Genomic DNA, 24918 nt, shown 5'->3' with positions numbered 1-24918 from the left:
TATGAATCTCCCAAATGTAGATCTAAATCTTCTTGAGCAACCCACCTTTGAAAAAGTTCAAGCCAAAGAACTTGCTCATCCTCCGCGAATTTTGCTGCTGTATGGCTCTAATCGAGAACGTTCTTACAGTCGCCTTGCAGTTCTTGAAGCCGGTCGAATCCTTGAGCATTTTGGGGCGGAAATAAAAATCTTTCATCCTAAAGGGCTTCCTTTACCAGAAGATGCGGATACTGAGCATCCAAAAGTAAAAGAACTGCATGAGCTTTTAGCATGGTCAGAAGGCATGGTCTGGTGTTCACCTGAACGCCATGGTTCTATGAGTTCAATCTTTAAATCTCAAATCGACTGGATTCCACTGGCAGGAGGGGCAATCCGTGCTACCCAAGGTAAAACTCTTGCCTTGATGCAAGTCAGTGGCGGATCACAGTCATTTAACAGCCTGAACCAGATGCGTATTTTGGGGCGGTGGATGCGGATGATCACCATTCCAAATCAGTCTTCAGTTCCAAAAGCTTTTTTGGAGTTTGAAGAAGATGGACGAATGAAACCTTCGGCTTTCTATGACCGGATTGTGGATGTGATGGAAGAGTTATTTAAGTTCACCCTACTGACTCGTGGACAAAGCAAATACCTGACAGATCGTTATTCTGAACGCAAGGAATCGGCTGAAGAGTTGTCCAAGCGTGTAAATCAGCGCAGTTTATAAATGCTGGATGGTATTAAATACTGCGCCTCATTGCCAGGTCAGTAACACTTTTATGCTGTACCGATGAAGTGCTGTTAAAGGTACAATGAATATTGTAAAAACCCAGTCTTCATGATTGGGTTTTTACATTAAAGAAGTCAGAGATAAATAAGGAAAAGGTGAAGGCTTTGAACCAGAAACAGACTGAAACTGATGTGATCATTATCGGTGGTGGGCAGGCCGCTTTATCTACCGCTTATTTTTTAAAGCGCAAGAAAATCCCATTCATTATATTGGATGAGCAAAATCAAGCGGGGGGTGCCTGGCTGCATACCTGGGAGTCATTGCGTCTTTTTTCTCCTAATACCTGGAGTTCTCTATCCGGTTGGATGATGCCCATCACTGAACAGACCTATCCAACACGAAATGAGGTGATCCAGTATTTATCGGCTTATGAACAGAGATATCAATTTTCGATTGTTCGTCCAGTACATGTCGATCGTGTGGAATCGAAGGGAAAGTATTTAGACGTATATGCTGGAGAAAAGTTTTGGCGAGCCAAGGTGGTGGTCAGTGCAACAGGGACATGGCGCCAGCCGTTTATTCCTGATTATCCGGGACAGGAAAACTTTCAAGGCACGCAGTTACATTCAGCCCATTACCTGAATGCAGATTCATTTAAAGATAAGAAAGTCATCGTGGTGGGTGGGGGGAATTCGGGCGCGCAAATACTCGCTGAGGTTTCACAAGTTGCTGAAACCATTTGGGTCACAAAAACTCCGCCTCAATTTTTACCTGATGATGTCGATGGTCGAGTACTGTTTTTAAGAGCAACTGAGCGTTTAAAAGTACAACAAGAAGGAAGAAAAGTTGACCAGCCAATAGGTGGCCTAGGTGATATTGTGATGATCAATAGTGTCAAAGAGGCAAGGAATAGAGGAGTCTTACATAGCCGTCCACCTTTTCAATCTTTAGCTACAGATACAGTTATTTGGCCAGATGGAAAAAAAGAGAAAATTGATGTGATTATTTGGTGTACTGGATTTAAGGCTTCATTAAATCATCTAAAAAGTATAGATATAGTAGAGCGAGATAACTTTGTAGAAGTTCAAAATGGAAGGTCTATTAAGTTACCTAACTTGTGGTTAGTTGGATATGGAGATTGGACAGGTATGGCATCTGCAACATTAATTGGCGTTTCTAGAACAGCGAGAGCTACAGTAGATGAGATCTTCACTTATCTACAAGAAATTAATACTAAAAAATTTTCAGAATAATTATCCATATCGAGTATAAGAATTTTAGAATCGGTTTTGTGTCTAGGCTACTGGGAGCATTCCAATATTTTGATTATTATTTCACTAAAAGTGTCTACAAGATCATGCTCTTCATTAAGCCATAATTTTTGATATTTAAACCTAATTTCATGAATTGCACTAAAAAGAGGGAACTCTTTCATAATTTATAATTAAATTAGAAGTTTTCTTAGGAAGCTGTTTAATATTATTGATATCTATACAGTTTTTCTTGTAAAAGCGCTTCATTTATAGTGAGTATTTCAATAAAATAAGGGAGCTAGCTCCCTTATTTTATTCATTTGCTAATTAAAAATTACTCGCAACTTGATATGTGATGAATGAAAAGATGTAGGCTAATGCAAACAAATAAGTTGCCATAATGATGGGCTGTTTCCAGCTGCCAGTTTCTCGTCTAATTGTTGCTAACGTAGCAAGACAATGGGGAGCAAAAATAAACCATACCAATAATGATAAACCTGTGGCTAACCCCCATCCATCCGGGCCTGAAATTTGACTTAACAGACTTTGAGTTACTGTATCTTCATCACCTGACATCGCATAAATCACCCCAAGAGCAGCAATTACAACTTCCCTTGCTGCCATAGCAGGAATGAGTGCAATACATATTTCCCATGTAAACCCAATAGGCGCAAATATAGGATGAATTAAATGCCCTAACTGACCAGCTAAACTATAGTTAATGGCCGGCATGGTTGCATTATCTGGTGGTTGAGGGAACGTGACTAGCACCCATAACAAGATAGACAGCGCAACGATAATGCCACCAACTCGTTTTAAGAAAATAGTTGCCCTATCATATAAGCCTAATGCAATATTTCTAATATCTGGAATTCGGTATGTGGGAAGTTCAAAAATAAAAATACTTTCAGTTTTATCTTTTCGAACCAACTTCAGAAAGACTGAAACTAATAACGCTGAGACTATTCCCGACATATAAAGACCAAAAAGGACTAATCCTTGCAGACTTAACCAGCCGTAGATTAATTGGTTGGGAATAAATGCCGCGATCAATAAAGCATATACAGAGGTGGTCCCACATGTTTGAACAACTAAAAGCTTATTTATAAGTGATACTCTGCTCTAGTTAAGCTATCTTATTTTGTTGTGGTAGCTGGTCATAGTAAAACTCATCTGGAGTCATTTTATCCAGACTCGAATGAGGTCGTTTCAAATTATAAAATTCAAAATATGCGTTTAATTGCTTCTTCGCATCCAAAACATTGCTGTAGGCTTTGAGATACACCTCTTCATATTTAACGCTCCGCCATAATCGTTCAACCATCACATTATCAACCCATCGACCTTTACCATCCATACTGATTTGAATGCCATTTGATTTCAATACATCAATAAATGCATCACTGGTAAACTGACTGCCTTGGTCTGTATTAAATATTTCAGGTCGACCATATTTTTCAATAGCTTCATTTAATGTTTCTATGCAAAATGTAACCTCCATACTAATCGATACTCTATGCGCAAGTACCTTGCGGCTATGCCAATCAATCACAGCACATAAATAAACAAAGCCTTTTGCCATAGGGATATACGTTATATCCGTAGACCACACTTGATTACTGCGCTGAATAGCCAATCCTTTGAGCAGATATGGATATTTGCGGTGAGCTTGATTAGCCTGGCTTAAATTTGGTTTGCAATATAACGCATTAATGCCCATTTTCTTCATTAAAGTACGTGTATGACGTCGTCCTATATGATGTCCTTGACGATTCAACAAATCACGCATCATACGGCTACCTGCAAAAGGGTATTGCATATGTAACTCATCCATACACCGCATCAGCTTCAGATCTGATGCACTCACAGGTTTTGGGCGATAGTAATAACAACCACGGGAGACTTTCAGCAGCTGAGCTTGCTTAGATACTGAAATCTGAAGTGAGTCATCGATTAACTTTTGTGGTTGAAGCGGCCCAGTTTCTTCAACACACCTTCTAAAAAATCAATTTCTAATGCCTGCTCACCGATTTTTGCATGTAGTTTTTTTAGATCGATGGGTGGTTCTGTTGGAGCTTTTGATTGATCGAAAGCTTGCGAGGAAGCTGAAATCAGTTGATTTTTCCAGTCGATAATTTGGTTTTGATGAACATCAAATTCAGCACTCAATTCAGCAAGTGTTTTTTCTGCTTTAATCGCAGCAAGTGCTACCTTAGCTTTAAAATCATTTGAATGATTTCTTCTTGGTCTACGTGCCATAAAATACTCCATATATTGATGTTTATAACATCATTTGGGGAGCAAAATATCACTTATAAGTGTTGTTCAAATTTCCTGATCCACCTCTTACTGGCAATCTTGCTGAACAGGTCATCAAGGGTGCAATCATAATTGTTGCTAATCGGTCCCGTTCAGAGCTGATACTTCTGGTTGCCATAATTCCGGGAATGGCACAAGCAAAACTGGATAGCAGAGGAATAAATGAACGGCCGCTAAGCCCGGCTTTAGACATTAATTTATCTAAAAGAAATGCTGCCCGGGGTAAATAGCCTGACTCTTCAAGCATTAAAATGAAGAAGAATAAAATCAAAATCTGAGGCATATATGCAAGCACGCTACCTGCACCAGCAATTACCCCATCCACAACCAAGCTTTTTAATAGAGGATGTTGGATTAGTGGTCCAATAAAATCACTGAGCCATGCGACAAAATTTTCAATGAATTCAATAAAAGGCGTTGCCCATATAAATACCGCCTGGAACATCACAAACATGGTTAAAGTTAAGATTACTAAACCCAATACAGGATGTAGAAAAATTTTATCTAGAAATGCGGTTCTTTTATCACCACTGTCATTATTTAAAATAACTTGTTTGGTGATTTGTTTGACCTGTTCAAAATGACTTAATTCAGAATGATAAGGAGTAATAAAAAGATTTTTTTGATCTAATTGATTAATTAAATCTTGAATTCCTTTTGTTTTAACTGCGACAGCTTCAACTACAGGGATACCTAACAGTTGAGACAGTTTATCCTTATCAATGGAAATACCACGCTTTTTGACCTCATCCATCATATTTAATACAAGAATCATAGGGCGATTTAGAGCACGAACTTCGAGAACCAAGCTCAAATGTAAGCTTAAATTTGTGGCATCTACAACGCATATAAAAATATCGGGTAGAATTTCACCTTTTAGCTCGCCCAAACAAACTGCCCTGGTGACTTCTTCATCTAAACTACCAGGTTTTAAACTGTAAGTTCCGGGTAAGTCCAATACTCGTATTGCATCACCAGAAGGTAATTTAAAAGAACCTTCTTTTCTTTCTACGGTAACCCCAGCATAGTTGGCAACTTTTTGTCGCGTACCAGTAAGCGTATTAAATAAAGAGGTTTTTCCACAATTTGGATTACCGACTAATGCAATGTTCTTAATCTTCATTGGATACTAACTCTACAAAAATTCTTTCAGCTTCATTCTTTCTTAATGCGAATCTTGAAGTTTCAATTTGAACTAAAACAGGATCTCCGCCAAAAACACCTTTAGCGAGTACTTGTAGAGTTTCACCCTCTCTAAAACCTAATAGTTGGAGCCGTTCCAATACGGGATCAGTGGTATGACTGTATTGATTACCTTTTTTGAGATCTCTAATTTTGACGATCTGATTTTGTTTAACTTGAAATAGATTCATTTTCGATACTCTTACTTCAAAGCCAAAATCTTTCGAGCGCCATTAAGCACGAATAAAGAAACCAGGATGCCAATGATTAAGTCTGGGTAAGCTGATCCCGTCCACGCCACGAGTACACCGGCAAATATAACGCCCATATTTACGACAACGTCATTCGCCGAGAAAATCCAACTGGCTTTCATATGTGCGCCATCTTCTCGATGACCAGAAATAAGATATAAGCATGTCACGTTAGCTATAAGTGCGAGCAGGCCAATAACAATCATGAGCGTTGATTCTGGCTCGCTTCCAAACATGAATCGTCTAATGACATCAATAATCACGATGACAGCAAGTAATAACTGAATCCAACCTGCGAAATGGGCTGCTTTCACTTGATATTTCGCAGCTTTTCCGACGGCATATAGCGCAATACCATAAACGGCTGCATCGGCAAACATATCTAGAGAATCAGCAATCAATCCTGTAGACGCAGCAATAATACCGCTGATGAATTCTATAAAGAAAAGTAGAGCATTAATGCCTAATAACAGTTTAAGTACTTTAGCTTGTCTCACAGGATCAGGTTCATTAGGTACATCGCCTGAAGAAAGCTGTGTTTCATCAAGTTTCGCCCCAAAACCCAGTCCTTCAAGTTTGGCCGTAATTTGCTGACTCCCTTCATTATGGAAGACTTTCAGTTTTCGATTGGGAAGATCAAAAGTAAGACCTTTAACTGCTTCAATATCTGCAAGAGCCATACGGACCATTTGCTCTTCAGCAGAGCAATCCATTTTAGGAATGGTGTAGGTACTTGTTTGCTTAGCTTGTTGATTGCTTATATAAGTTTCAGTCTTCACAAGCTTTGCACCAAAACCCAAAGCTTCAAGTTTGGTAGTTATATTTTCATCTTTTTGATTATGTAGAACCTTTAAAGACCGGTTAGGTAAATCAAAGATGAGTTTTTGAACACCATCAATTGAAGATAGCGCCATACGAACCATCTGTTCTTCCGCAGAACAATCCATTTTGGGAACTAAGTATTCACTCATGTAGTGCGAATTTTTTAAAACGTCTTCAGTGCTTAAATTTTCTTTGGGATCAGAACCACAACAGGATTGAGCGGTATCTTCACAACTGTTTGAAGTGTTACAGCAAGGAGATGAAGATTTTTCTTCTTCCTCTTCACCACAACAGCTAAGCGTATTATTACAATTCTTTGAATTGTTTGCTTCTGCAATTGATGGATGATTTTCTTGTTGAGATTTCTTATCTTTGCATGGTGTTTCTTTACTACATCCACAACCACTCATAATTATACCCATTAAAAAAATTTATAAACTTTGAATATTAGAATCCCTATAGTTACTATAGAGTCAAGATTTTTTGGAAATACCAACTCAATGCATTTAAAAATTGGTGAACTCTCTAAAAAAACCTCATGTTCAGTATTAACAATTAGGTTTTATGAAAAGGAAGGTTTAATTCCGGAACCCGAAAGAACGGAAGGAAATTACCGCCTTTACGATATAGGCTATGTTGAGCGAATTAAGTTTATTTTGAATTGCCGAACTTTAAATATGAGTTTGAATGAAATTCGTCAATTACTCACCTATAAAGATAATCCCAAGAAAAATTGTTCAGATGTGAATGAATTAATTGACTTACATGTCAGTGCTATCAGAGAAAATATAATCAAGCAACAAAAGCTTATTGAACAATTATCTGATTTAAGAGGTACTTGTGATGGTTTATGTACAATTGACCAATGTGGAGTTCTAAAAAATCTAGCTTGATTATCTAGACCTATGCTTTTTCAAAAACTCTGTATATCTTTACTTAAGGCTGCAAAAAGATTAAGGTGACTTAAATTTTGTGATCAGATCTTAGATAGCTTTGGTTAGCTTCCGATTGGTGTTTTAAATACAGATTTGTGTATGAAGAGAAAAACATTTCTAATCCAGATATTGGTACTCTTATTCACATTCCAGAATATTTGGAGTGTGGCAGAGGCTGCTTGTCTGCATGAAATGCCAAACATACCCAATTCAATACTCTCTAATCCAATCGATTTAGACGAAAAGAGTGATAGTCCTCGTCAAGCACTTTATTCCCTAGAAAACTATAAAGAAATCTATGACTATTGTCAGAAGGTTTGTTTTAACGAAAAGTGCAGTCATTTCTCAAATACAATCGTGATTCAGATTGACCCACCCGATGATCTGAAGCTTAAAGCTAATTTTGAGACCGGCATTACCCCAACTTATTTGGGAATAACTTTTTATAAACCCCCTTATCTGGATCAATTAACCCCGCCTCCCGATTTGCCCCTACTATTGGTGGGGTAGTCTTATAAAAGCCCACCACTCCTAATTTCATTATGCGTGGGGCATTTTCATGTCAAAAAACAAATTACATCAGGATACCTCCATCCTGAATTTATCCTGGTCAGCCTTAGGTAGCGGTATCTTGCTATCTGCAATGATCAGCTTCAGTACTTCCGTAGTCGCCAGTACTCAAGATTTAACGCTGCAGCAAGCTATTGAGCAGGTTAACCAATATCAAGCGTCCCAAAATTTCTGGGAAACGCAAAATAGTATTAATGCCACGAATCTTCAGCAAAGTAAGCTGTTTAAAAATCCTGAATTGTCAGTTGAACAAACGGGCTTTGGTTCAAATAATGAAAAAGAGCTTGCCATCGGTATATCACAACCTTTGGATATTTTTGGTGAGCGAAGAGCAAACCAAAAATTAGCCAGTCTCTCAATAGATAAAACAGCGCTGAAACAGAAGATTTATCAAGCACAAATTGAGCTTGCAGTGAAATATGTATGGTCGCAACTGGCCATTGCCGAACTTGAAAAAAACATTGTCAATGAACAACTTCGGGTGAGCGAAGAAAACCTTCAAGCAATCGAAAAGCGCTTTAATGCAGGCAGTATCGCGCAAGTAGATGTGAATCGCGCACGTTTAAGTCATGCTGAAAATATCCGTCTTTTTAGACAGGCCGACTTACAGGTACAAGTGGCAACCCAACAATTATCAAATTTATGGGGAACCTCTGATAAGTCATTGAAGGTAAACCTCTCTTCGCAAAAGCTTTGGCCAAAATCGACTCATGGGCAGGTTCAAGAATATTTAGCGGATAACTACATTGAGAAATATCGGATTTTACAGGTGTTAGAGTCTCAAGCAACGGTTGATCAGCTGAAAGCAAAGTCACGTCCTAATCCTACTTTAAACCTGGGCGTTAACCGCACCCAATCCTTGGATAACTCAACACAAAATCAACTGGTGGTTGGAGTCAGTGTACCGCTCAATATTTTCGATCGTCAGCAAAATGGCATAAAAATCGCGCAAGAAAAAATGAACTTATTAGAGCGTCAGAAAGACTTTTATCTAAAGCAAAATGCGCTGCAAATAGGCACGATCTTAACCGAGTTGCAGGGTTTAGAGCTTCAATTCAAAGTCGTTGACGAGACTCAAATTCCTTTGGCGACTCAAGTTCAAAGTAAAACTTTACAAGGTTTTCTGGCAGGAAAGTTTGCTTTAACCGATGTTCAGCAAGCCACGCTTCAATTACAAGACATCCGTCTACGTAAAGTCCAGTTGTTACGGGAGGGCTGGCAAAAGGCCATCGAAGCAGAAAGTTTAAGCTTAGGCATTAGCCCAAGTGAAGTCATGTCGAAAGATGCTATTGCACAAATCAATCAAAATTTATGGCAAGACATACAGGCCATGCCTGTCATTGGTGGGGGAAATTAACATGTTCGATCTTAAAAACAGCTTAAAAAAACAGAGCGGAAAAATCTCTCAACCCCTACTGATTAGTTTGGTCATCGGCGCTACCGTACTCCTCAGTATTTTCTTGATCTTAACGGGTAAGAATAAATCTGAAACATCAGATGAACATGCCGAGGAAGAAGGGGGAGAAGAACATGGTGGTGAAACCGAAGAGCATGCAGAAGGTGTGAGCCTGACTGCCAAGCAACTGGTGGAACAGGGCATACAATTATCAGCGGTCGATCAAGGCCCGGTGGTTAAATTAAGTTCTTATCCTGCCAAACTGAATGTGAATACTGACCAGCAAGCGCACGTCTCACCGAGTTTTAGTGGTCATGTAGAAAATGTCTATGTAGAACTCGGTCAAAAAGTTCAGAAAGGACAGCCTTTGGCTGCGTTGCTTGTTCCTGATCTAGTTGATCAGCAGGCCAATCTTAAAATTGAACAAACCAACCTTGAACTGGCGAAACAAGACTATGATCGTGAGCGTCAGCTTTGGTCACAGGGCATTTCAGCAAAACAAGACTATCAACGTGCTTATAACAGCTATAAACGGGCACAAATTCAGGTTCAAGCGGCCCAATCACGTTTAAGTGCATTTGGTGCAGTGAATGCCAGTAACGGACGCTATATTTTGAAAGCTCCCATTTCTGGCGTGATCAGTAAAAAGGATTTGGTTCTCGGGGAAAATGTTCAGTTAGCCGATCAACTCTTTACGATAGACCGGTTAGATCAACTCTGGCTTGAGTTTATTGTTCCAAATTCTGAAATTATGGGCTTAGCCCCGAATCAAAAGATCGAATTTAAATCCTTGCAAACGGAAAAGGTCTACAGGGCAGTTATTCAGACTTTAAATACTGAAGCGGATATTCAAACAGGTCGTCTTCAGGTGCGAGCAAAAGTTGAATCGAATGCAACCGAATTACGTCCAAACTTGATGGTGAACGTACAGTTGCAACAACGGAGTGAAAGTACCGCATTACGGGTACTTAAGTCCGCAGTTCAGAATGTCGATGGAAAAGATGTGGTTTTTGTCGCCACTCAGCATGGACAAAAAGTTGAATTCAGTCCGCAACCTGTGAAATTAGGGCAATCATCTGGGGAGAGCCAATGGATTGAAGTGGTGAGTGGGCTTAGTCAGGGACAAAAATATGCCGCTCAAGGCAGTTTTTTACTGAAATCCGAGCTGGAAAAAGGAGAGGCTTCACATGAGCACTGAAACTCCTCAAATTCCAGACCACGAATCGGTAAAACCTGAAGGACTGTTTGATCGACTGATCCAGTTTTCTATCCATAACGCAATCTGGGTCATGCTGTTTATTGCGGCTTGGATTGCTATTGGTATTTATAGTTATCAAAAGTTACCGATTGATGCTGTACCAGATATTACCAATACTCAGGTGCAGATTAACACTTCAGCCAATGGTTTTACGGCTTTAGAAATGGAACAGCGGATTACATATCCAATCGAGAATGCCATGTCAGGCATGCCGAAAATGGAACAAACCCGTTCGATTTCACGCTACGGCTTATCGCAAGTGACCATCATTTTTGAAGATGGCACGGATATTTACTGGGCCAGACAGCTTATCAACCAGCGCTTGCAAGAAGCAATGGGAGAAATGCCTGAAGATGTGCAACCTAACATGTCGCCTATTTCGACAGGTTTAGGTGAAATCTATCAATGGGTGATTAAAGCCGAACCAAATGCTAAAAAGCCGGATGGAACCCCTTATTCGGCGATGGATTTACGTGAAATTCAGGATTGGATTGTAAGACCGCAATTACAGCGCGTAAAAGGCGTTGCTGAGATCAACAGTATCGGTGGCTTTAATAAAACCTATGTGGTTGCCCCTGATCTGAACCGATTGCAACAATTGCAAATTCCTTTGTCTGATTTACAAACTGCCTTAACAGAGAATAATGAAAACCGTGGTGCTGGCTATATTGAGAAAAATGGACAACAGCTAACGGTTCGTGTTCCCGGCACTTTAAACACGATTGAAGATATCCAGAACATCAGTATTGCCAATAAAAACGGCTATCCGATTCGGGTGGCAGATGTCGCCAATGTCTCAATTGGTCATGACTTAAGAACAGGGGCTGCAACCTATAATGGTGAAGAAACTGTATTGGGTATTGCCATGATGATGATGGGAGAAAATAGCCGTACCGTTGCTCAAGCCATTGATGAAAAGGTGCAATCGATCCAGCAATCGCTACCTAAAGGTGTGGTGATTGAGACTGTGTATGACCGTACGCATTTGGTTGATCGGGCGATCAAAACCGTTCAGAAAAATTTGATTGAGGGTGCAATCCTCGTCATTGTTATTTTATTTCTCTTTCTAGGTAATTTCCGTGCTGCGCTGATCACGGCTTGCGTTATTCCACTGTCAATGCTGTTTACCTTGACGGGAATGGCAGAGCAGAAGATTAGTGCAAATCTGATGAGTTTAGGGGCACTGGACTTCGGTATTATTATTGATGGTGCAGTGGTTATTGTAGAAAACTGTATCCGTCGGCTAGCAGAAGCTCAGAAGCTGAAAGGTGGTTTACTTAGCCGTTCTGAAAGATTTAAAGAAGTCTTCTTGGCTGCAAAACAGGCGCGTCGTCCTCTGATTTTTGGACAGTTAATTATTTTGGTGGTTTATCTACCTATCTTTACCCTGACGGGTGTAGAAGCCAAACTTTTCCATCCTATGGCAATGACTGTTGTACTGGCTTTAATTGGGGCCATGATTTTATCTGTCACTTTTGTGCCAGCCGCAGTTGCCCTATTTGTCACTGGAGAAGTCAAGGAAACCGAAAGTCGCTGGATGCATTGGCTTAAAACCAAATATGAACTGCTTTTAGATAAAGCCTATGAGCTTCGTTTATTTGTGACTATTGTGGCTGCCTGTATTTTAGTGCTTACGGGCGTGCTAGCCACTCAAACAGGTAGCGAGTTTGCACCTCAACTGGGTGAAGGTGATTTTGCTGTTCAGCAAATGCGTTCCCCAAGTACAGGGTTAGAACAGTCACTGAGAATGCAGGAAAATACTGAAAAGTTACTGTTGAAAGAATTTCCTGAAATTAAAGCGATCTTTGCCCGTACCGGTACAGCAGAAGTGGCCACAGATGTTATGCCACCCAACATTTCAGATGGCGTGGTACTGTTAAAACCTCATGATGAATGGCCTGATCCAAAACAAACGATTGATGAGCTTCGCCAAAGAATGATTACTTTCTTAGCGACATTGCCGGGAAATAACAGTGAGTTCTCGCAACCCATTGAACTGCGCTTTAACGAGTTAATTTCAGGGGTGCGAAGTGATGTGGGTGTCAAATTATTTGGTGATGACATGGAGATTCTAAATCGCGAAGCGAATAAAATTTCTCAAAAAATTAACTCAATTTCAGGCGCGACAGCCGTTAATGTAGAACAGACCAGTGGCTTACCCTTGTTGAATGTAGAGGTGGATAAGTCCAGAGCTGCACAATATGGCTTGTCGGTAAGAGCAATTCAGGATCTGGTAGCTACAAGTGTCGGTGGCCAGAATGTTGGAACAATTTTACAGGGAGACAAGCGTTTTGATTTTGTCATCCGTCTAGATGAATCCCAGCGTAGTCCTGAACAGTTAGCGCTACTTCCTATTCAATTGCCGAATGGTGGTTTAGTCCAACTGCAAGATGTGGCACGCGTTGAAAATATCCTGGGTATTAATCAGGTCAGCCGTGAAAATGGTAAACGTCGAGTGGTTATTACTGCAAATGTAGAAGGACGTGATTTAGGCTCATTCGTAACAGAGCTTCAGAGCACGTTATCCAAACAGGAATTACCAAGCGGTTATTGGATAGATTATGGCGGTCAATTTCAAAATCTGATGTCTGCAAAAGCGCGTATGCAATTGGTGGTTCCGCTCGCATTGTTGACGATCTTTATTTTATTGATGGCTGTATTCCATAATATCAAAGAAAGCTTACTGGTCTTTAGTGGTGTACCGTTTGCCTTATGTGGAGGCTTAATCGCGTTGTGGTTGCGTGACATTCCATTATCCATGTCAGCAGGGGTTGGCTTCATTGCACTATCGGGGGTGGCTGTACTGAATGGCTTAGTCATGCTCACCTTTATCAAAGAGTTGCGACAACAATATGACCTTTATTATGCAACGTGGCAGGGTGCAATTTTGCGTCTTAGACCTGTGCTGATGACCGCTTGTGTGGCGTCCCTTGGGTTTGTCCCGATGGCTTTGGCAACCGGAACTGGGGCAGAAGTACAGAGACCTTTAGCAACAGTGGTTATTGGAGGAATTATCTCCTCTACCCTGCTTACATTGGTTTTATTGCCCGTACTGTACCGCTGGATGAATGAAAAGAAAGTTTCTTAATCCAATAGATTAGTCGATTTACAGCAGAGATATTGGCTGTTATCCAATATCTCTGCTCATCATAAATAGAATAAGGAAAATATTTTATGTCAGAACATCATGATCATAGCCATGCGGTTGTTACTGAAGAAAATAGTAAGAAGTTAATGGTTGCCTTAGGTTTAACGACTACTTTTTTAATAGTAGAAGTTGTCGCTGCTTTTATTACCCAAAGTTTGGCTTTGTTATCTGATGCAGCTCATATGTTTACTGATGTAGCCGCTTTAGCTATTGCTCTTGCCGCTATCAAAATTGGTAAAAAAGCCGCAGATGATAAAAGAACTTTTGGCTATCAGCGATTTGAAATTTTAGCGGCTCTGTTTAATGCGGTGATGCTTTTTGTGGTAGCAATATATATTGTATATGAAGCTTATCAACGTTTTACGAACCCTGCTGAAATTCAAAGTGTTGAAATGATGATTGTCGCGGTCATTGGTTTGGTCGTAAATTTGATTTCAATGAAAATCCTTTCTGCGAGTGCTGAAGGAAGTCTAAATATAAAAGGTGCATATTTAGAAGTTCTTAGTGATGCTCTAGGATCGATAGGCGTGATTATCGGAGGAATAGTTATTTATTTTACCCAGTGGATGTGGGTTGATACCGTAATCGCTGTGTTAATTGGCTTCTGGGTCTTACCTCGAACTTGGATTTTATTAAAACAAAGTATTAATATTCTGCTTGAAGGAGTTCCTGATGAGATTGATATTGAGTCGTTAAGAAATGATTTATTGAAGCTAGAGGGCGTTGAAGGGATTCATCAGTTGAAAGTCTGGGCTATATCCTCAAAAAATATTCATTTAACTGCTCATTTGGTTGCTCCGAATAGCAATACAGATCAACTCTATCAAAAGGCCTTAGAAGTTCTAAAACATAATCATAATATTACTGAAATTACGTTACAAATAGAAAGTAAGGAATGTAATACATTGGAACAGCATAAACATTAAAGTGCTGCTCTTTCTACATAATGGACAGATGACTAGGCTGATAAACCTTACCATTTTCCTGTATTACACTTCTATTTATCACACGCACTTTAAACGGCACTGTTGCAAATAACCACGAATGGTAAGCTGAAGACTGTTTTAGCTAAAGGTGCAGCATATGAATCCTTTCCATGGTCGGCATTTTCAGGGCGAAATCATTCTTTGGGCTGTGCGCTGGTATTGTAAATATGGCATTAGCTATCGTGAACTGCAGGAAATGCTGGCCGAACGGGGTGTGAATGTTGATCACACGACTATTTACCGTTGGGTTCAACGTTATGCTCCTGAAATAGAAAAACGTTTACGCTGGTATTGGCGTAATCCTACAGATCTGAGCTCGTGGCATATTGATGAAACCTATGTAAAAGTGAATGGACGATGGTCTTATCTGTATCGTGCAGTCGATCAACGTGGCGATACCATTGATTTTTATCTTTCTTCTAGACGTAATACCAAATCAGCATATTGTTTTCTTGGAAAAATTTTAAATAATGTGAAGAAGTGGCAAATTCCACAAGTGATCAACACGGATAAAGCACCCACATATGGACGTGCTTTATCACGGTTAAAACGGGAAGGTAAATGTCCACCAGACCTTGAGCACAGGCAGATTAAGTATAAAAATAACGTGATTGAATGTGATCATGGCAAGCTAAAGCGGATCATCAGGGCCACATTAGGATTCAAATCTATGAAGACGGCTTATGCCACAATTAAAGGTATTGAAGTCATGCGTGCACTACGTAAAGGACAAGCATCGTCATTTTATTATGGTCAGCCTCAGGGTGAAGTGTGTCTAATCAACAGGGTTTTCGGTCTCTAAGTACTTTTTAAAGGAAACATCATCGACTCAAATCTCTATTTGCAACAGTGCCTCTGAATGCTCTGTAGTAATTATTGCTTGGAATTTTTCCAAATAAACTCATCGCTTGACCGTCGTAATAACCTGGGTAAAACAGCACCACTGGCTTATGCCCCAGTAACGAATGCAAACTATTCAATAAGTGATGGGCACGTAACAGTGGCCAAACCGACCCAACCCCAGTCATCAACACAATATCTTGCGCATTGGTGGCATATTTACTCACCAGATACGGCGCGAACTTATCCATATGCAGTGGACCCTTTAAGGCTTTGAGCAGCGCTTCATCGCCTTTGGCTTTTTGCATTTGAATGGCTTTATCGATGAAGTTACGCTCAGCCAGATAATCCACCACGGCTTGCAGCAGGTTGATATTCACCACCTTCAGCTGACTGTGTTTTTTCTCCAGCATCCCTTCGAGAAAATGCAGATATTCGCGCACTTTCAACTCATCTTCAGGCGCATAATCAAAAATCCAGAAGCCAATTTCATTGCCCAATCCTTGTCCAGTGAGAAACTCAGTGGAAAGAATTCGCTCTGGAATCTGGTTCAGACGCTCATGTATTGTTTGACTCATTGCTGCCCCTCTACAACTAACGCGTCCATACCGACACTTCCATAGATCTTTTAATGCGTTGTTTATAATGTTCTTCCAACAGGCTACGCAGCTCTGCTCTGACGATCACGCGCTGCAACTCCAGCTTACGGGTACTTTTTAAGTAACCGGCTTCTGCCAGCATGCGAAACACCACCTGCCCCATTTTTTTCTTGCTGGACTCTTTCCAATCACAGATATCCGGATCACGTTGTGAGCGTTCATCCAAAAAATCTGACCAGATATAACTGTCCAAGTGTTGCGCCTGAGAGATATAGGCATCCCTCATCACCGTTTCCATAAACTCAAGCAGCAACAGGTTGCGTTCCAGTGCACCACAAAAAGCCACCTGGGTCGCCAGCTCATCATCCCCATCACGTAGTGCTTTCCAGAAATCAGGCTCTAAGCGCTCAAGACGCTTACGAATGGCAGTGGCGTTACGTTGGGCTGAAGCAGGCGTTCTTTTTTGCAGAGTATTGTCAATCTGAATTGCCTGATGCCATTGTTCTGGAGTCGCTTCTCGTAATAACAGATCCGCGATCAGCCGGCTTTCACGCACCATCAGGGAGCCACCAATCAGGTCACTGTCATAATGAAATTGTTCTAACATGGTCAATCTCCTATGAGGCCTGATCAAACAGGTAAGACGACAGCTTTTCGATATCTGAGCGTTGTAGTACCAAGGGATATTTCAAGGCATCATCCGCCTCAGCCAGCGTGATCGCGGCCTGATATCGCTGCAAGGTATAGTGAGCCAGGGCTTTTTTCACCGGAATCTGTAATCTGCCATCAGGCATGCCGAAGTCTTTTTCGACCAGCGCTTTTTGAGCTTCATTCAATTTTGGATTAGGGATCAGCGTCAGTAGAATTTCTTCATGCCATTGCTGATCCTGAGCAGGGTCTACTGACTCAATCGCCACCACAACAGGTGTGCGATCAATTCTGGAGAGTAAAAAGTCCTTAAACTGCTTGCTCTGATGGCAATAGGCACGGACATGCCAGCGAAAACCGGTATACACCAGGGTATGTGGGGAAATCATGCGTTCATGCCACTGCGGATTCTGCATCGAGGCATAAATCATTTTTAAAGTACTTTGGTTGCGGCAGGCACGCAAAACTTCCCGAATCACTTCAGGACGTACACTGCGATCAGGTAATTGAACTGCTGCAAGATTCGGTTCTGGCATCGCAATCAGCGCATGCGATTCACTGACCAAGCCCGAGAGCATATTGAGATATTCATTGATATGTGCGGTAGTCAGCACCGGTTGAAACGTGGCTTTAGGCACATAGCCTTTTACGGAGGGGTCATGAATCAAGGCATCGGGGTTATACAGCGTATTGTAACGCTTGATATCCGCAGAAGCCTGCTGTCGACTCAGCCCAAACCAGCTCATCAAACGATTGGTAACCAAACGACCTTCCCAGTAAGCAAGCAGCTCGATGGCTCGCATTCGTAGCAGGACTTCATGCTTATCTGTCGTCATATACCAATCAGTCAATAAATAGCAGCTTTAAGATTACCCTACAGCAAATATACAGTAAACATTTTTGACGGTATTTAAAGGTAGTATTGCAATCATCAGATAAAAAATATACTAGTATCCTGATGATAGCCGTCAAAGTACGATCTCTAGCAGATCATGGATCCTGGTATAGCGCGTGAATTGAGCTAAGTTTTAGAATGAGAGCAATATGGGTTTTAGATTTCGTAAAAGTATTAAATTATTCCCGGGTTTTAAAATTAATCTGACCCATAAAGGCATCAGCAGTGCCAGCATTGGCAAACCTGGTGCTTCTCTAAATATTGGAAAAAAAGGTACGCGAACCAGTGTCGGTATTCCAGGTACGGGACTATCTTACTCTAAACACCAGCCTTACTCTAAAAAGACCCGTGTTCCACAACCGACATCGCTAGAACACACGGAATATAATCCTCAGAATTTAGAACAACCGAAGACAAAGATCTGGCCTTGGATTATTTTTGGAATATTGTGTTTTATGGTGGGTGCCGTCATTTTTTAGCAAGAACAGCACTGTATTTTGATCAAAAAAAATGCCCAGATGGATGAATGGGCAAACTAAGGAATTAATATCCTTCAGAAACTCCAGCGCAATTCTCGCTACTTTCAGTAAGCGACTCTGGCTCAATCATGATAGTCTGACTCAATCGAATCGAGGTAAATCGATCCATCACAATTGGAGCAGAAATTATGCTTGAATACATTCTTGAATGATGCTGAAAAGTCTTTGAGTTTTAATTAATAAATAAGAGTATCCATGTCTACCCTCAACTTTACTTATTTTCAGATAGCAACCAATCGAGAGCACTCATTTTTACAATACCATTATAATTCGCTTCAGTCCCTATCGTGTCTAAGGTAAGCAAATACTTGGGATACGAATCAGAAATTTTCTGTAATGGACGTAACTCTCGGCTGAGTGTCTCCTCATTGAGCGTTTCTAATGCCACCTGATAATAAGTTAAATTCTGTAAAGTATCGACAGCAACAAAATCAATTTCATATTCATCAACCCGCCCTACATAGACCGTATAACCTCGTCTGACAAGCTCAAGATAAATCACATTTTCTAAGATATGACCTTGATCAGCATTAGCATCAGGCAACATAATCCGGCGCAATCCGACATCAACTAAATAGTATTTTTCAGAGGATTGTAATAACTCACGCCCGCGTACTTTAAATTGTGCGGCACTATAAAATAACAAACTGTCCTGTAAGCCCTGAATATAGCGTTTTACTGTTTCAAATGAAATCTTAACCCCACTTGAAACAAAGGTATTTTTAATTTTATTGATGGAAATGGGTGAGCCTGTCACGCTTGCTAAATATCTTGCGACACGCTCGAGAGAGTTAATATCGGCCGTATTCAAACGGGGAATAACATCTTTAAACATTACACTGGCATAGACCGCTTGCAAGTAATCATAAGTTTCCTGCTGGCTAGTCATGGCAAGCGTATAAGGGAAACTACTGCGCGTATACATGGCATACAAATCACGATTGGATAATTGTTGGATGATCGGATTATTTTCAATATGCCACTGTTTAAATTCTTGGAATGACAGAGGTAGAACGTGTTGCTCTATATAGCGTCCTGTAAGTAAAGTCGCAAGTTCTCCACTTAGAAAAAATGCATTTGAGCCTGTAATATATAAATCGATATAATCCCGAACATATAAAGAGTCGACTACTTTCTCAAAATTTGTAACATGTTGTATTTCATCTAAAAAAACATAGTTTTTTTTGCTTTTATCAACTTTAGACAGTACATAATCATGTAGTTTACGGTAATCTGTGAGTTCTTCAAATTCCATAAATTCGAAGTTGATGGCAATGATGTTTTCGGCTTGTACGCCCTGTGCTTTTAGGTCTTGTTGAAACATCGCCAATAAGGTGGATTTTCCAGAGCGACGCACACCTGAAAGTACTTTAATGACATCACGGTCTTGCCATGTATTCAGAAATTTTAAGTAGCCATCACGTCGAATATTAGCGCTTCTCATTATTTACACTTAGAATCTAAAGTTTTAATAAATTCTATCAAATTTTAGAACGTATATGTAAATATATTTAATTTTAGAAAAAGTTTAAAGGTTAAGTGAAACATTCAAAGCTACTGTAGAAGCATGTAAACAGCAGATCTGATCAAAATCCAAATTCTGTCTTTTTGATTATTTTCCATGTTATGTTATTTCATTGATGCTACGAGTTAACTGCTATATAAATTAAGTGAAAAGTAAATGGAACTAAGATGTTAACTAGAGTGGAACTCATTTTTATTGTGCTAATGGTATCAGCCTTATTGCGTATGAATTGCTAAAAGGTTTATTTTAAAGTCACCTATACATGTTTTTGATCAAAAAAAATGCCCATAGGGAGAATCTATAGGCAAAACGGCTTTGTTGCACAAAGATTTGAAATACAAAGCGCCCCTAATTGAGCCAAATTTAAGGCGTAACTTGGGTAAGTGGTCGACCTAATTCCGTAAATCTGTTAAGGACTGCCACACGTGCATGGATCTCATTGACTTGGCTATCAAAACTCCTTGCACTGAGTTTATCTCCTAATAATTTGATGCAATGCATCTTAGTTTCAACCAAACTTCGGCGATGATAGCCTGACCATTTTTTCCATAGTGTCCTGCCTAAACGTTTAATTGCTCGAAGTAATTCATTTCGCTCTAGCGAGCTACTCTTTGTATCTTTCCATGGTTTCGCATTTTTTCTAGGTGGAATCACCGCATGCGCTTGCCGATCTGCAATGACCTGACGGCATTGCTTGGTGTCATAAGCTCCATCGGTATAAACAGAGTCAATCCGCTCATCTTGTGGAATCTGATTAAGTAAATCACCAAGCACCTGTGAATCACTGACATTATTGGTTGTAAGCTGAACTGCTCGTATTTGTAGGGTTTTAGCATCTATACCAATATGAAGTTTACGCCATTGGCGACGATATTCAGGTCCATGTTTCTTGCGTTTCCATTCGCCCTCACCTAGAAACTTCATGCCTGTAGAGTCCATGAGTAGATGCAGCCCATCGCTACTTTTTTGGTAGCTGATTACAATATCAATATGCTTTTGTCTTCTACAAAGCGTGGTGTAATCTGGAGCTATCCAATTTAATCCGCAAAGTTTAATCAGACTTTGCACAAAGCCAGTGACCATACGTAAAGACAGACGGAATAAGGATTTAATCATTAAGCAGCATTGGATGACTGCGTCGGAGTAGGTTTGATTTCGCCCTTGTTTACCGATGGACGGAGCATACCATTGCGTAGCAGGATCAAACCAAATGGCAATATTTCCGCGGCTCATGAGTGCTCGGTTATATGCGGGCCAATTGGTTGTGCGGTAGATTTTGTGTGCAGGCTTCTTCATTTGAAAATTATATCGCTGAAAAAGCCTTTACAGATAGGTTTGTGCAACAAAGCCATTTTCCAATATCAAAGTATCGCGATGTCTATATAAGGTTTATCAACAAATCAAAATATTTAAATTATTTGCCAGTAAAGTTATGAAGTTATGAAGTTATGAAGTTATGAAGTTATGAAGTTATGAAGTTATGAAGTTATGAAGTTATGAAGTTAGGTTATTTAATCTTATAGATTGAATAACCTCTTCCATTCTCTATTTTATTTAAAATTTTTATCAACGAGCTGCTTAAAATCTTCTAAATTCTGCTCTGCCAGTGACTCTAAAGCTATTCTTACAATACTAGATCTGTTAACACGAGCGTTATTACTTTTGATAATTAACTCATCAATTAATTCACTTAATTCTTGGTTCAAAGAAAAGGTACAACGAACGAATTTCTTTTGTGAAACTTCTAGATCCTTAACTCTTTTATCAGCTCCAGATATGAAATTTTCAACCAGTTTATCCTGATCTGAAAGCTCGTCAGTTTTCTTTTTTAAACCGCTAAGACCTGCCATAGTTATACTCCTAAAAACTCTTGAGCTATCCCTTCAATTTCTGCTTTTGCCTTAGGATCACTTGTTACTTCAAAAACAGATAAGCCATTTTCATCTGCATCATCATAAACATTTCGATTTGTCGTGATGTGGTCTAATGCTTTTATTCCGAACGATACACAGGCTTCTTTAGCATCTAAAATTCGCTGTACTTGTGACGGTAATGTTGGGCATTGTGTAATGATTGCTCTTGCATTCAAATCTGGATTCACTGCTCGTGCCAGTTTTAATACTTGTTCCATATGATCCAAAGTCTTTAGATCTCTACGTTTAGGCCTAAAAGGCAAGAGCATATGTGTTGCTATAGTCATAGCAGAACGTAATGCTTCCGAATCTTGTCCACCAGCATCAATGATAATATCTTCATATCTTTTTGATAAATCTTTTAAAACTTGACGAATATTGCCTGAAGCTTGTACAGATGGAATATTTTTTAAATCCTCATTCTCATCACGTTCTTTAATCCAGTCAGTTGTTGTGCCTTGAGGATCTGCATCTAGAAGCAGAATATCTCTATTCTTTTCTTGTAAATAAACTGCTAAGTTTTGGGCAAGGCAGCTTTTACCAGCTCCGCCTTTTTCACCACCTACTAAAATAATCATAAGTTATGTAAGTTACGTAATTTTGTTGAAAATAATGTACAAGTTTCAATCTCATGAATCAACTATTGTGAAAAATAAAGTTAAAAAAAAGTTATCCACAAGTAATGTTCTTTTTTAATTTTATATATATTTTATAAATTTATATTTATAGAACCTCTGAATGCCTTATGAAGTCTAGTTTTCAGAGGTTTTATATGGACGTTTTCCTGACAATAAGTGGACACTTTCCTTTATTTAAATGGACGTTTTCCTGACAATAAGTGGACGTTTTCCTTTATTTAAATGGACGTTTTCCTTTATTTAATGGACGTTTTCCTGGCATAAATAGATCTTCCATTAATGGACATTAAGTGTTAATGTCCATTAATGGAATTTATTTCTTTAATCACAATATGGCAAATCTAATTTATAAAGACAATAACTTGATTGAAGCATCTTATGCATTGACTCTGTCTGAACAACGCTTAATTTTAGTTGCAATTATTGCAGCTAGGGAAATTGAAAAAGAGCTTACATCGGATACATTGCTAACAATACATGCGTCTGAATACATGAAGCACTTTAATTTGGGTCGTCAAGCGGCCTATGAGGCTCTTCAGGGAGCGTGTGATAACTTATTTGAACGTAGACTCACCTATAAGGCCATAGATCCTGTTACAGGTAAGCCAGCGGTCTACAAAAGCCGTTGGGTATCAAAAGTTGGCTATGTTAAAGAAGCTGCATGTGCTCAACTAATTTTTGCTCCTGATATTTTACAGCTTTTTGTAAAACTTGAAGAAAAGTTTACTCGTTATGAATTAAAGCAAATTTCTCAATTATCTAGTGTATACGCTATACGGCTGTATGAACTTTTGATTAGATGGCGTAGCAAAGGCAAGCTATATATTAGTATGGTTGAATTGCGTGATAAGTTAGGTCTACTTGAAAATGAATATAAAACCATGGGAGATTTCAAAAAGCGTGTATTGACGGTTGCCATAGATCAAATTAATAAACTTACTGATATCGACGTAAGTTATGAGCAGAAAAAAGAAGGGAGAACAATTACACATATCGAATTTTCTTTTAATCAAAAAGCTTCCTTAATTGTTAGTGATAAGGTACTGGAACCTGCATATCAGCTGACACCAAAACAATCTATATTTTTCGCTCAAAAATTGTGTGACCTTATCAAATATCCCGAATTCGGGGGGAAATATGCCAATGTAGGCGAAGAGATCGAAGCGTTTAAAGAAAGGATTTCACTTGAACTCCTCGACCCTGAAAAGGTAAAAAAGTATTATTCTGATTTGTTAAAAGTGGGCTATAAAGAAAAATATAAATCAGAAAAGTTATCATAACCTGAATTATAGAAATTTTTATTTTGAACACTACAAACCTATAGGAAAAATTTAGTCTGCCCTGGTAACCCTAGGGCGTGTCCTCATTTGAAGAATTGGTTTTAAATACTTAAAATCCTCCTTTGAGTTATTTTTATTTCTATATTTTCAATGGCACGTACTCTTCTTACCGATGATATCTGGCAGCAAATTCAAGATACTATGCGATTACATGGTTGCTACCGTTCAAAGAATAGTAGAAATATCATGGAAGTGATCTTATGGAAACTGCGTACAGGCGCCACATGGCGTGATATTCCTCAAGAATTTTGTCCTTGGCAAACTGCTTATAATCGTTTTAATCGTTGGGCAAGCAAGGGATTGTGGAATAAATTTTTTTTAGATTACGAGGCGTCTTGGATCAAGAATGGGTATTCATTGACGGAAGCTACATACGCGTGCATCAACATGCAAGTGGAGCTCGGAATGGTTTCGAAAGAGCAATTGGACAATCACGTGGTGGACGAACAACAAAAATACATCTTGCAACCGACGCGAATGGATTACCGATTGATTTTAAAATCACTGGGGGTGGCGTCCACGACAGTCAAGTTGCAAAACAACTGATTGATACTGTAGGCGAGGCAACTTATCTCATTGCTGATAAGGGGTATGATGCTGAGCACATTAGAATATATGCTCAGAACAAGGATATGATTCCCATTATTCCATTGAGATCAAACAGTAAGAGATCGAATAAGGTGTTTGATAAATATCTATATAAATTAAGACATTTAGTTGAAAATGTGTTTGCGAGATTGAAGCATTTCCGAGCGATTGCAACCCGATTTGATAAGCTTGCACGAAATTACCAGTCTATGATTTACATTGCTTGCATGTTTATTTGGTGTAAAGCCAAATGAGGACACGCCCTAGTTTTATAAACTGAAAATTATATGTTCCACTAGTACGAAGAACTGATCTGGATTAATTTGCCAGAAAGATGAAATTATAAAGTTACATAACTTATGCAACTTACACAACTTACAATCTTATGTAATCCTGAGGAGAGTGATGCGATCGAAACCTCTCCCGGTAATGCTTGTCAGGGATTTGTCCATATATGGAAGCGCAGCACTGAAAATTACAGGTTCCACTAGTACGAAGAACTGATCTGGATTAATTAGCCAGGAAGATGAAATTATAAAGTTACATAACTTATGCAACTTACAC

The 24918-nt window shown here is 39.4% G+C and carries 22 protein-coding genes and 2 pseudogenes; 12 read left to right on the top strand and 12 right to left on the bottom strand.

Features of this window, described 5'->3' with window-relative positions; genetic code table 11:
• Window position 1: 1 nt before the first annotated feature.
• Together arsH and F897_RS15595 are read left to right on the top strand one after the other, a co-directional pair.
• A complete protein-coding gene (arsH, locus tag F897_RS15600; RefSeq protein ID WP_004644739.1) occupies window positions 2-706 on the top strand; it encodes an arsenical resistance protein ArsH in 705 nt (234 codons plus the stop codon).
• A gap of 167 nt (window positions 707-873) precedes the next feature.
• Window positions 874-1962: an ArsO family NAD(P)H-dependent flavin-containing monooxygenase gene (locus tag F897_RS15595; protein WP_034581395.1), complete on the top strand. Its 1089-nt coding sequence runs from the start codon at window positions 874-876 to the stop codon at window positions 1960-1962.
• A 327-nt stretch (window positions 1963-2289) separates the two neighbouring features.
• On the opposite strand, the pseudogene F897_RS15590 reads toward F897_RS15595, so the two are convergent.
• The 5 genes and pseudogenes from F897_RS15590 to F897_RS15565 form a co-directional block, all read right to left on the bottom strand.
• Window positions 2290-3030: pseudogene (locus tag F897_RS15590) on the bottom strand (nucleoside recognition domain-containing protein); the annotation flags it as partial.
• A gap of 58 nt (window positions 3031-3088) precedes the next feature.
• Window positions 3089-4221 (bottom strand): IS3 family transposase gene (locus tag F897_RS17235; RefSeq protein ID WP_224213997.1). Its coding sequence is split into 2 segments (ribosomal slippage): window positions 3089-3969 and window positions 3969-4221, totalling 1134 coding nucleotides; the frame shifts between segments, so codons are not numbered across the junction.
• 88 nt (window positions 4222-4309) lie between these two features.
• Window positions 4310-5404 (bottom strand): annotated as a pseudogene (gene feoB / locus F897_RS15575) (ferrous iron transporter B); the annotation flags it as partial.
• Window positions 5394-5654, bottom strand: coding sequence for a FeoA family protein (locus F897_RS15570; RefSeq protein WP_004665962.1), 261 nt, complete (start codon window positions 5652-5654; stop codon window positions 5394-5396). The pseudogene feoB and the gene F897_RS15570, both read right to left, overlap by 11 nt.
• Before the next feature lie 11 nt (window positions 5655-5665).
• The gene (locus F897_RS15565; protein WP_004781070.1) at window positions 5666-6946 is read right to left on the bottom strand and encodes a cation efflux transmembrane domain-containing protein; all 1281 of its coding nucleotides are present in this window, start codon (window positions 6944-6946) and stop codon (window positions 5666-5668) included.
• Between the two features lie 90 nt (window positions 6947-7036).
• Between F897_RS15565 and cadR the strand changes: the two genes are divergently transcribed.
• The 7 genes from cadR (at window position 7037) to F897_RS15530 (ending at window position 15631) form a co-directional block, all read left to right on the top strand.
• Window positions 7037-7429 (top strand): Cd(II)/Pb(II)-responsive transcriptional regulator, encoded by a 393-nt coding sequence (cadR, locus tag F897_RS15560; RefSeq protein ID WP_004281856.1) that lies wholly within the window; start codon window positions 7037-7039, stop codon window positions 7427-7429.
• 141 nt (window positions 7430-7570) lie between these two features.
• Window positions 7571-7981 carry a hypothetical protein gene (locus F897_RS15555; protein WP_004733191.1) on the top strand — a complete coding sequence of 137 codons (411 nt, stop codon included), beginning with the start codon at window positions 7571-7573 and terminating at the stop codon, window positions 7979-7981.
• 49 nt (window positions 7982-8030) lie between these two features.
• Complete coding sequence (locus tag F897_RS15550; RefSeq protein WP_004781067.1) at window positions 8031-9398, top strand: TolC family protein; 1368 nt, start codon at window positions 8031-8033, stop codon at window positions 9396-9398.
• Window position 9399: 1 nt separating this feature from the next.
• Window positions 9400-10635 carry an efflux RND transporter periplasmic adaptor subunit gene (locus F897_RS15545; protein ID WP_004781066.1) on the top strand — a complete coding sequence of 412 codons (1236 nt, stop codon included), beginning with the start codon at window positions 9400-9402 and terminating at the stop codon, window positions 10633-10635.
• On the top strand, window positions 10625-13783 hold the full coding sequence (locus tag F897_RS15540; RefSeq protein WP_004781064.1) for an efflux RND transporter permease subunit: 3159 nt from the start codon (window positions 10625-10627) through the stop codon (window positions 13781-13783). The genes F897_RS15545 and F897_RS15540 overlap by 11 nt, the downstream gene beginning before the upstream one ends.
• Before the next feature lie 86 nt (window positions 13784-13869).
• Window positions 13870-14769 (top strand): cation diffusion facilitator family transporter, encoded by a 900-nt coding sequence (locus F897_RS15535; protein ID WP_004733183.1) that lies wholly within the window; start codon window positions 13870-13872, stop codon window positions 14767-14769.
• A gap of 157 nt (window positions 14770-14926) precedes the next feature.
• Window positions 14927-15631, top strand: coding sequence for an IS6-like element IS1006 family transposase (locus F897_RS15530; RefSeq protein ID WP_001067784.1), 705 nt, complete (start codon window positions 14927-14929; stop codon window positions 15629-15631).
• A gap of 19 nt (window positions 15632-15650) precedes the next feature.
• Here the strand turns inward: F897_RS15530 and F897_RS15525 are convergent, their stop codons facing one another.
• From F897_RS15525 to F897_RS15515, 3 genes are read right to left on the bottom strand one after another with little or no spacing between them, the layout of a single operon-like run.
• Window positions 15651-16247, bottom strand: a complete 597-nt coding sequence (locus F897_RS15525) for a DUF1788 domain-containing protein (RefSeq protein WP_004781051.1) — start codon at window positions 16245-16247, stop codon at window positions 15651-15653.
• A gap of 16 nt (window positions 16248-16263) precedes the next feature.
• Window positions 16264-16875 (bottom strand): DUF1819 family protein, encoded by a 612-nt coding sequence (locus F897_RS15520; RefSeq protein ID WP_005237456.1) that lies wholly within the window; start codon window positions 16873-16875, stop codon window positions 16264-16266.
• 10 nt (window positions 16876-16885) lie between these two features.
• A complete protein-coding gene (locus F897_RS15515; RefSeq protein WP_005237454.1) occupies window positions 16886-17752 on the bottom strand; it encodes a BrxR family helix-turn-helix transcriptional regulator in 867 nt (288 codons plus the stop codon).
• A 208-nt stretch (window positions 17753-17960) separates the two neighbouring features.
• On the opposite strand from F897_RS15515, the gene F897_RS15510 reads away from it, so the two are divergent.
• Window positions 17961-18290 (top strand): DUF4236 domain-containing protein, encoded by a 330-nt coding sequence (locus F897_RS15510; protein WP_000506885.1) that lies wholly within the window; start codon window positions 17961-17963, stop codon window positions 18288-18290.
• Between the two features lie 271 nt (window positions 18291-18561).
• On the opposite strand, the gene F897_RS15505 is transcribed toward F897_RS15510, so the two are convergent.
• From F897_RS15505 to F897_RS15490, 4 genes are all read right to left on the bottom strand, one after another.
• Entirely contained in the window at window positions 18562-19794 is a 1233-nt protein-coding gene (locus tag F897_RS15505; protein ID WP_001255534.1) for an ATP-binding protein, read from the bottom strand.
• Between the two features lie 444 nt (window positions 19795-20238).
• Window positions 20239-21171, bottom strand: a complete 933-nt coding sequence (locus F897_RS15500) for an IS5-like element ISAba12 family transposase (protein ID WP_034581348.1) — start codon at window positions 21169-21171, stop codon at window positions 20239-20241.
• A gap of 254 nt (window positions 21172-21425) precedes the next feature.
• Complete coding sequence (locus F897_RS15495; protein ID WP_004726796.1) at window positions 21426-21725, bottom strand: hypothetical protein; 300 nt, start codon at window positions 21723-21725, stop codon at window positions 21426-21428.
• Window positions 21726-21727: 2 nt separating this feature from the next.
• Window positions 21728-22366 (bottom strand): AAA family ATPase, encoded by a 639-nt coding sequence (locus F897_RS15490; RefSeq protein ID WP_004726798.1) that lies wholly within the window; start codon window positions 22364-22366, stop codon window positions 21728-21730.
• Window positions 22367-22758: 392 nt separating this feature from the next.
• Here F897_RS15490 and repM point away from each other — a divergent pair, with 392 nt between their 5' ends.
• On the top strand, window positions 22759-23706 hold the full coding sequence (repM, locus tag F897_RS15485; protein WP_010117601.1) for a replication initiation protein RepM: 948 nt from the start codon (window positions 22759-22761) through the stop codon (window positions 23704-23706).
• A 150-nt stretch (window positions 23707-23856) separates the two neighbouring features.
• A protein-coding gene (locus F897_RS17230; RefSeq protein ID WP_228127223.1) for an IS5 family transposase occupies window positions 23857-24608 on the top strand; the annotation gives its coding sequence in 2 pieces (ribosomal slippage) (window positions 23857-24091 and window positions 24091-24608; 753 coding nt in all).
• The last annotated feature ends 310 nt before the right edge of the window (window positions 24609-24918 follow it).

It is taken from the genome of Acinetobacter variabilis (assembly GCF_000369625.1).
Lineage (GTDB): Bacteria > Pseudomonadota > Gammaproteobacteria > Pseudomonadales > Moraxellaceae > Acinetobacter > Acinetobacter variabilis.
The sequence above is the reverse complement of the archived record's forward strand: the minus strand, read 5'-3'. Positions and strand labels throughout refer to the sequence as shown.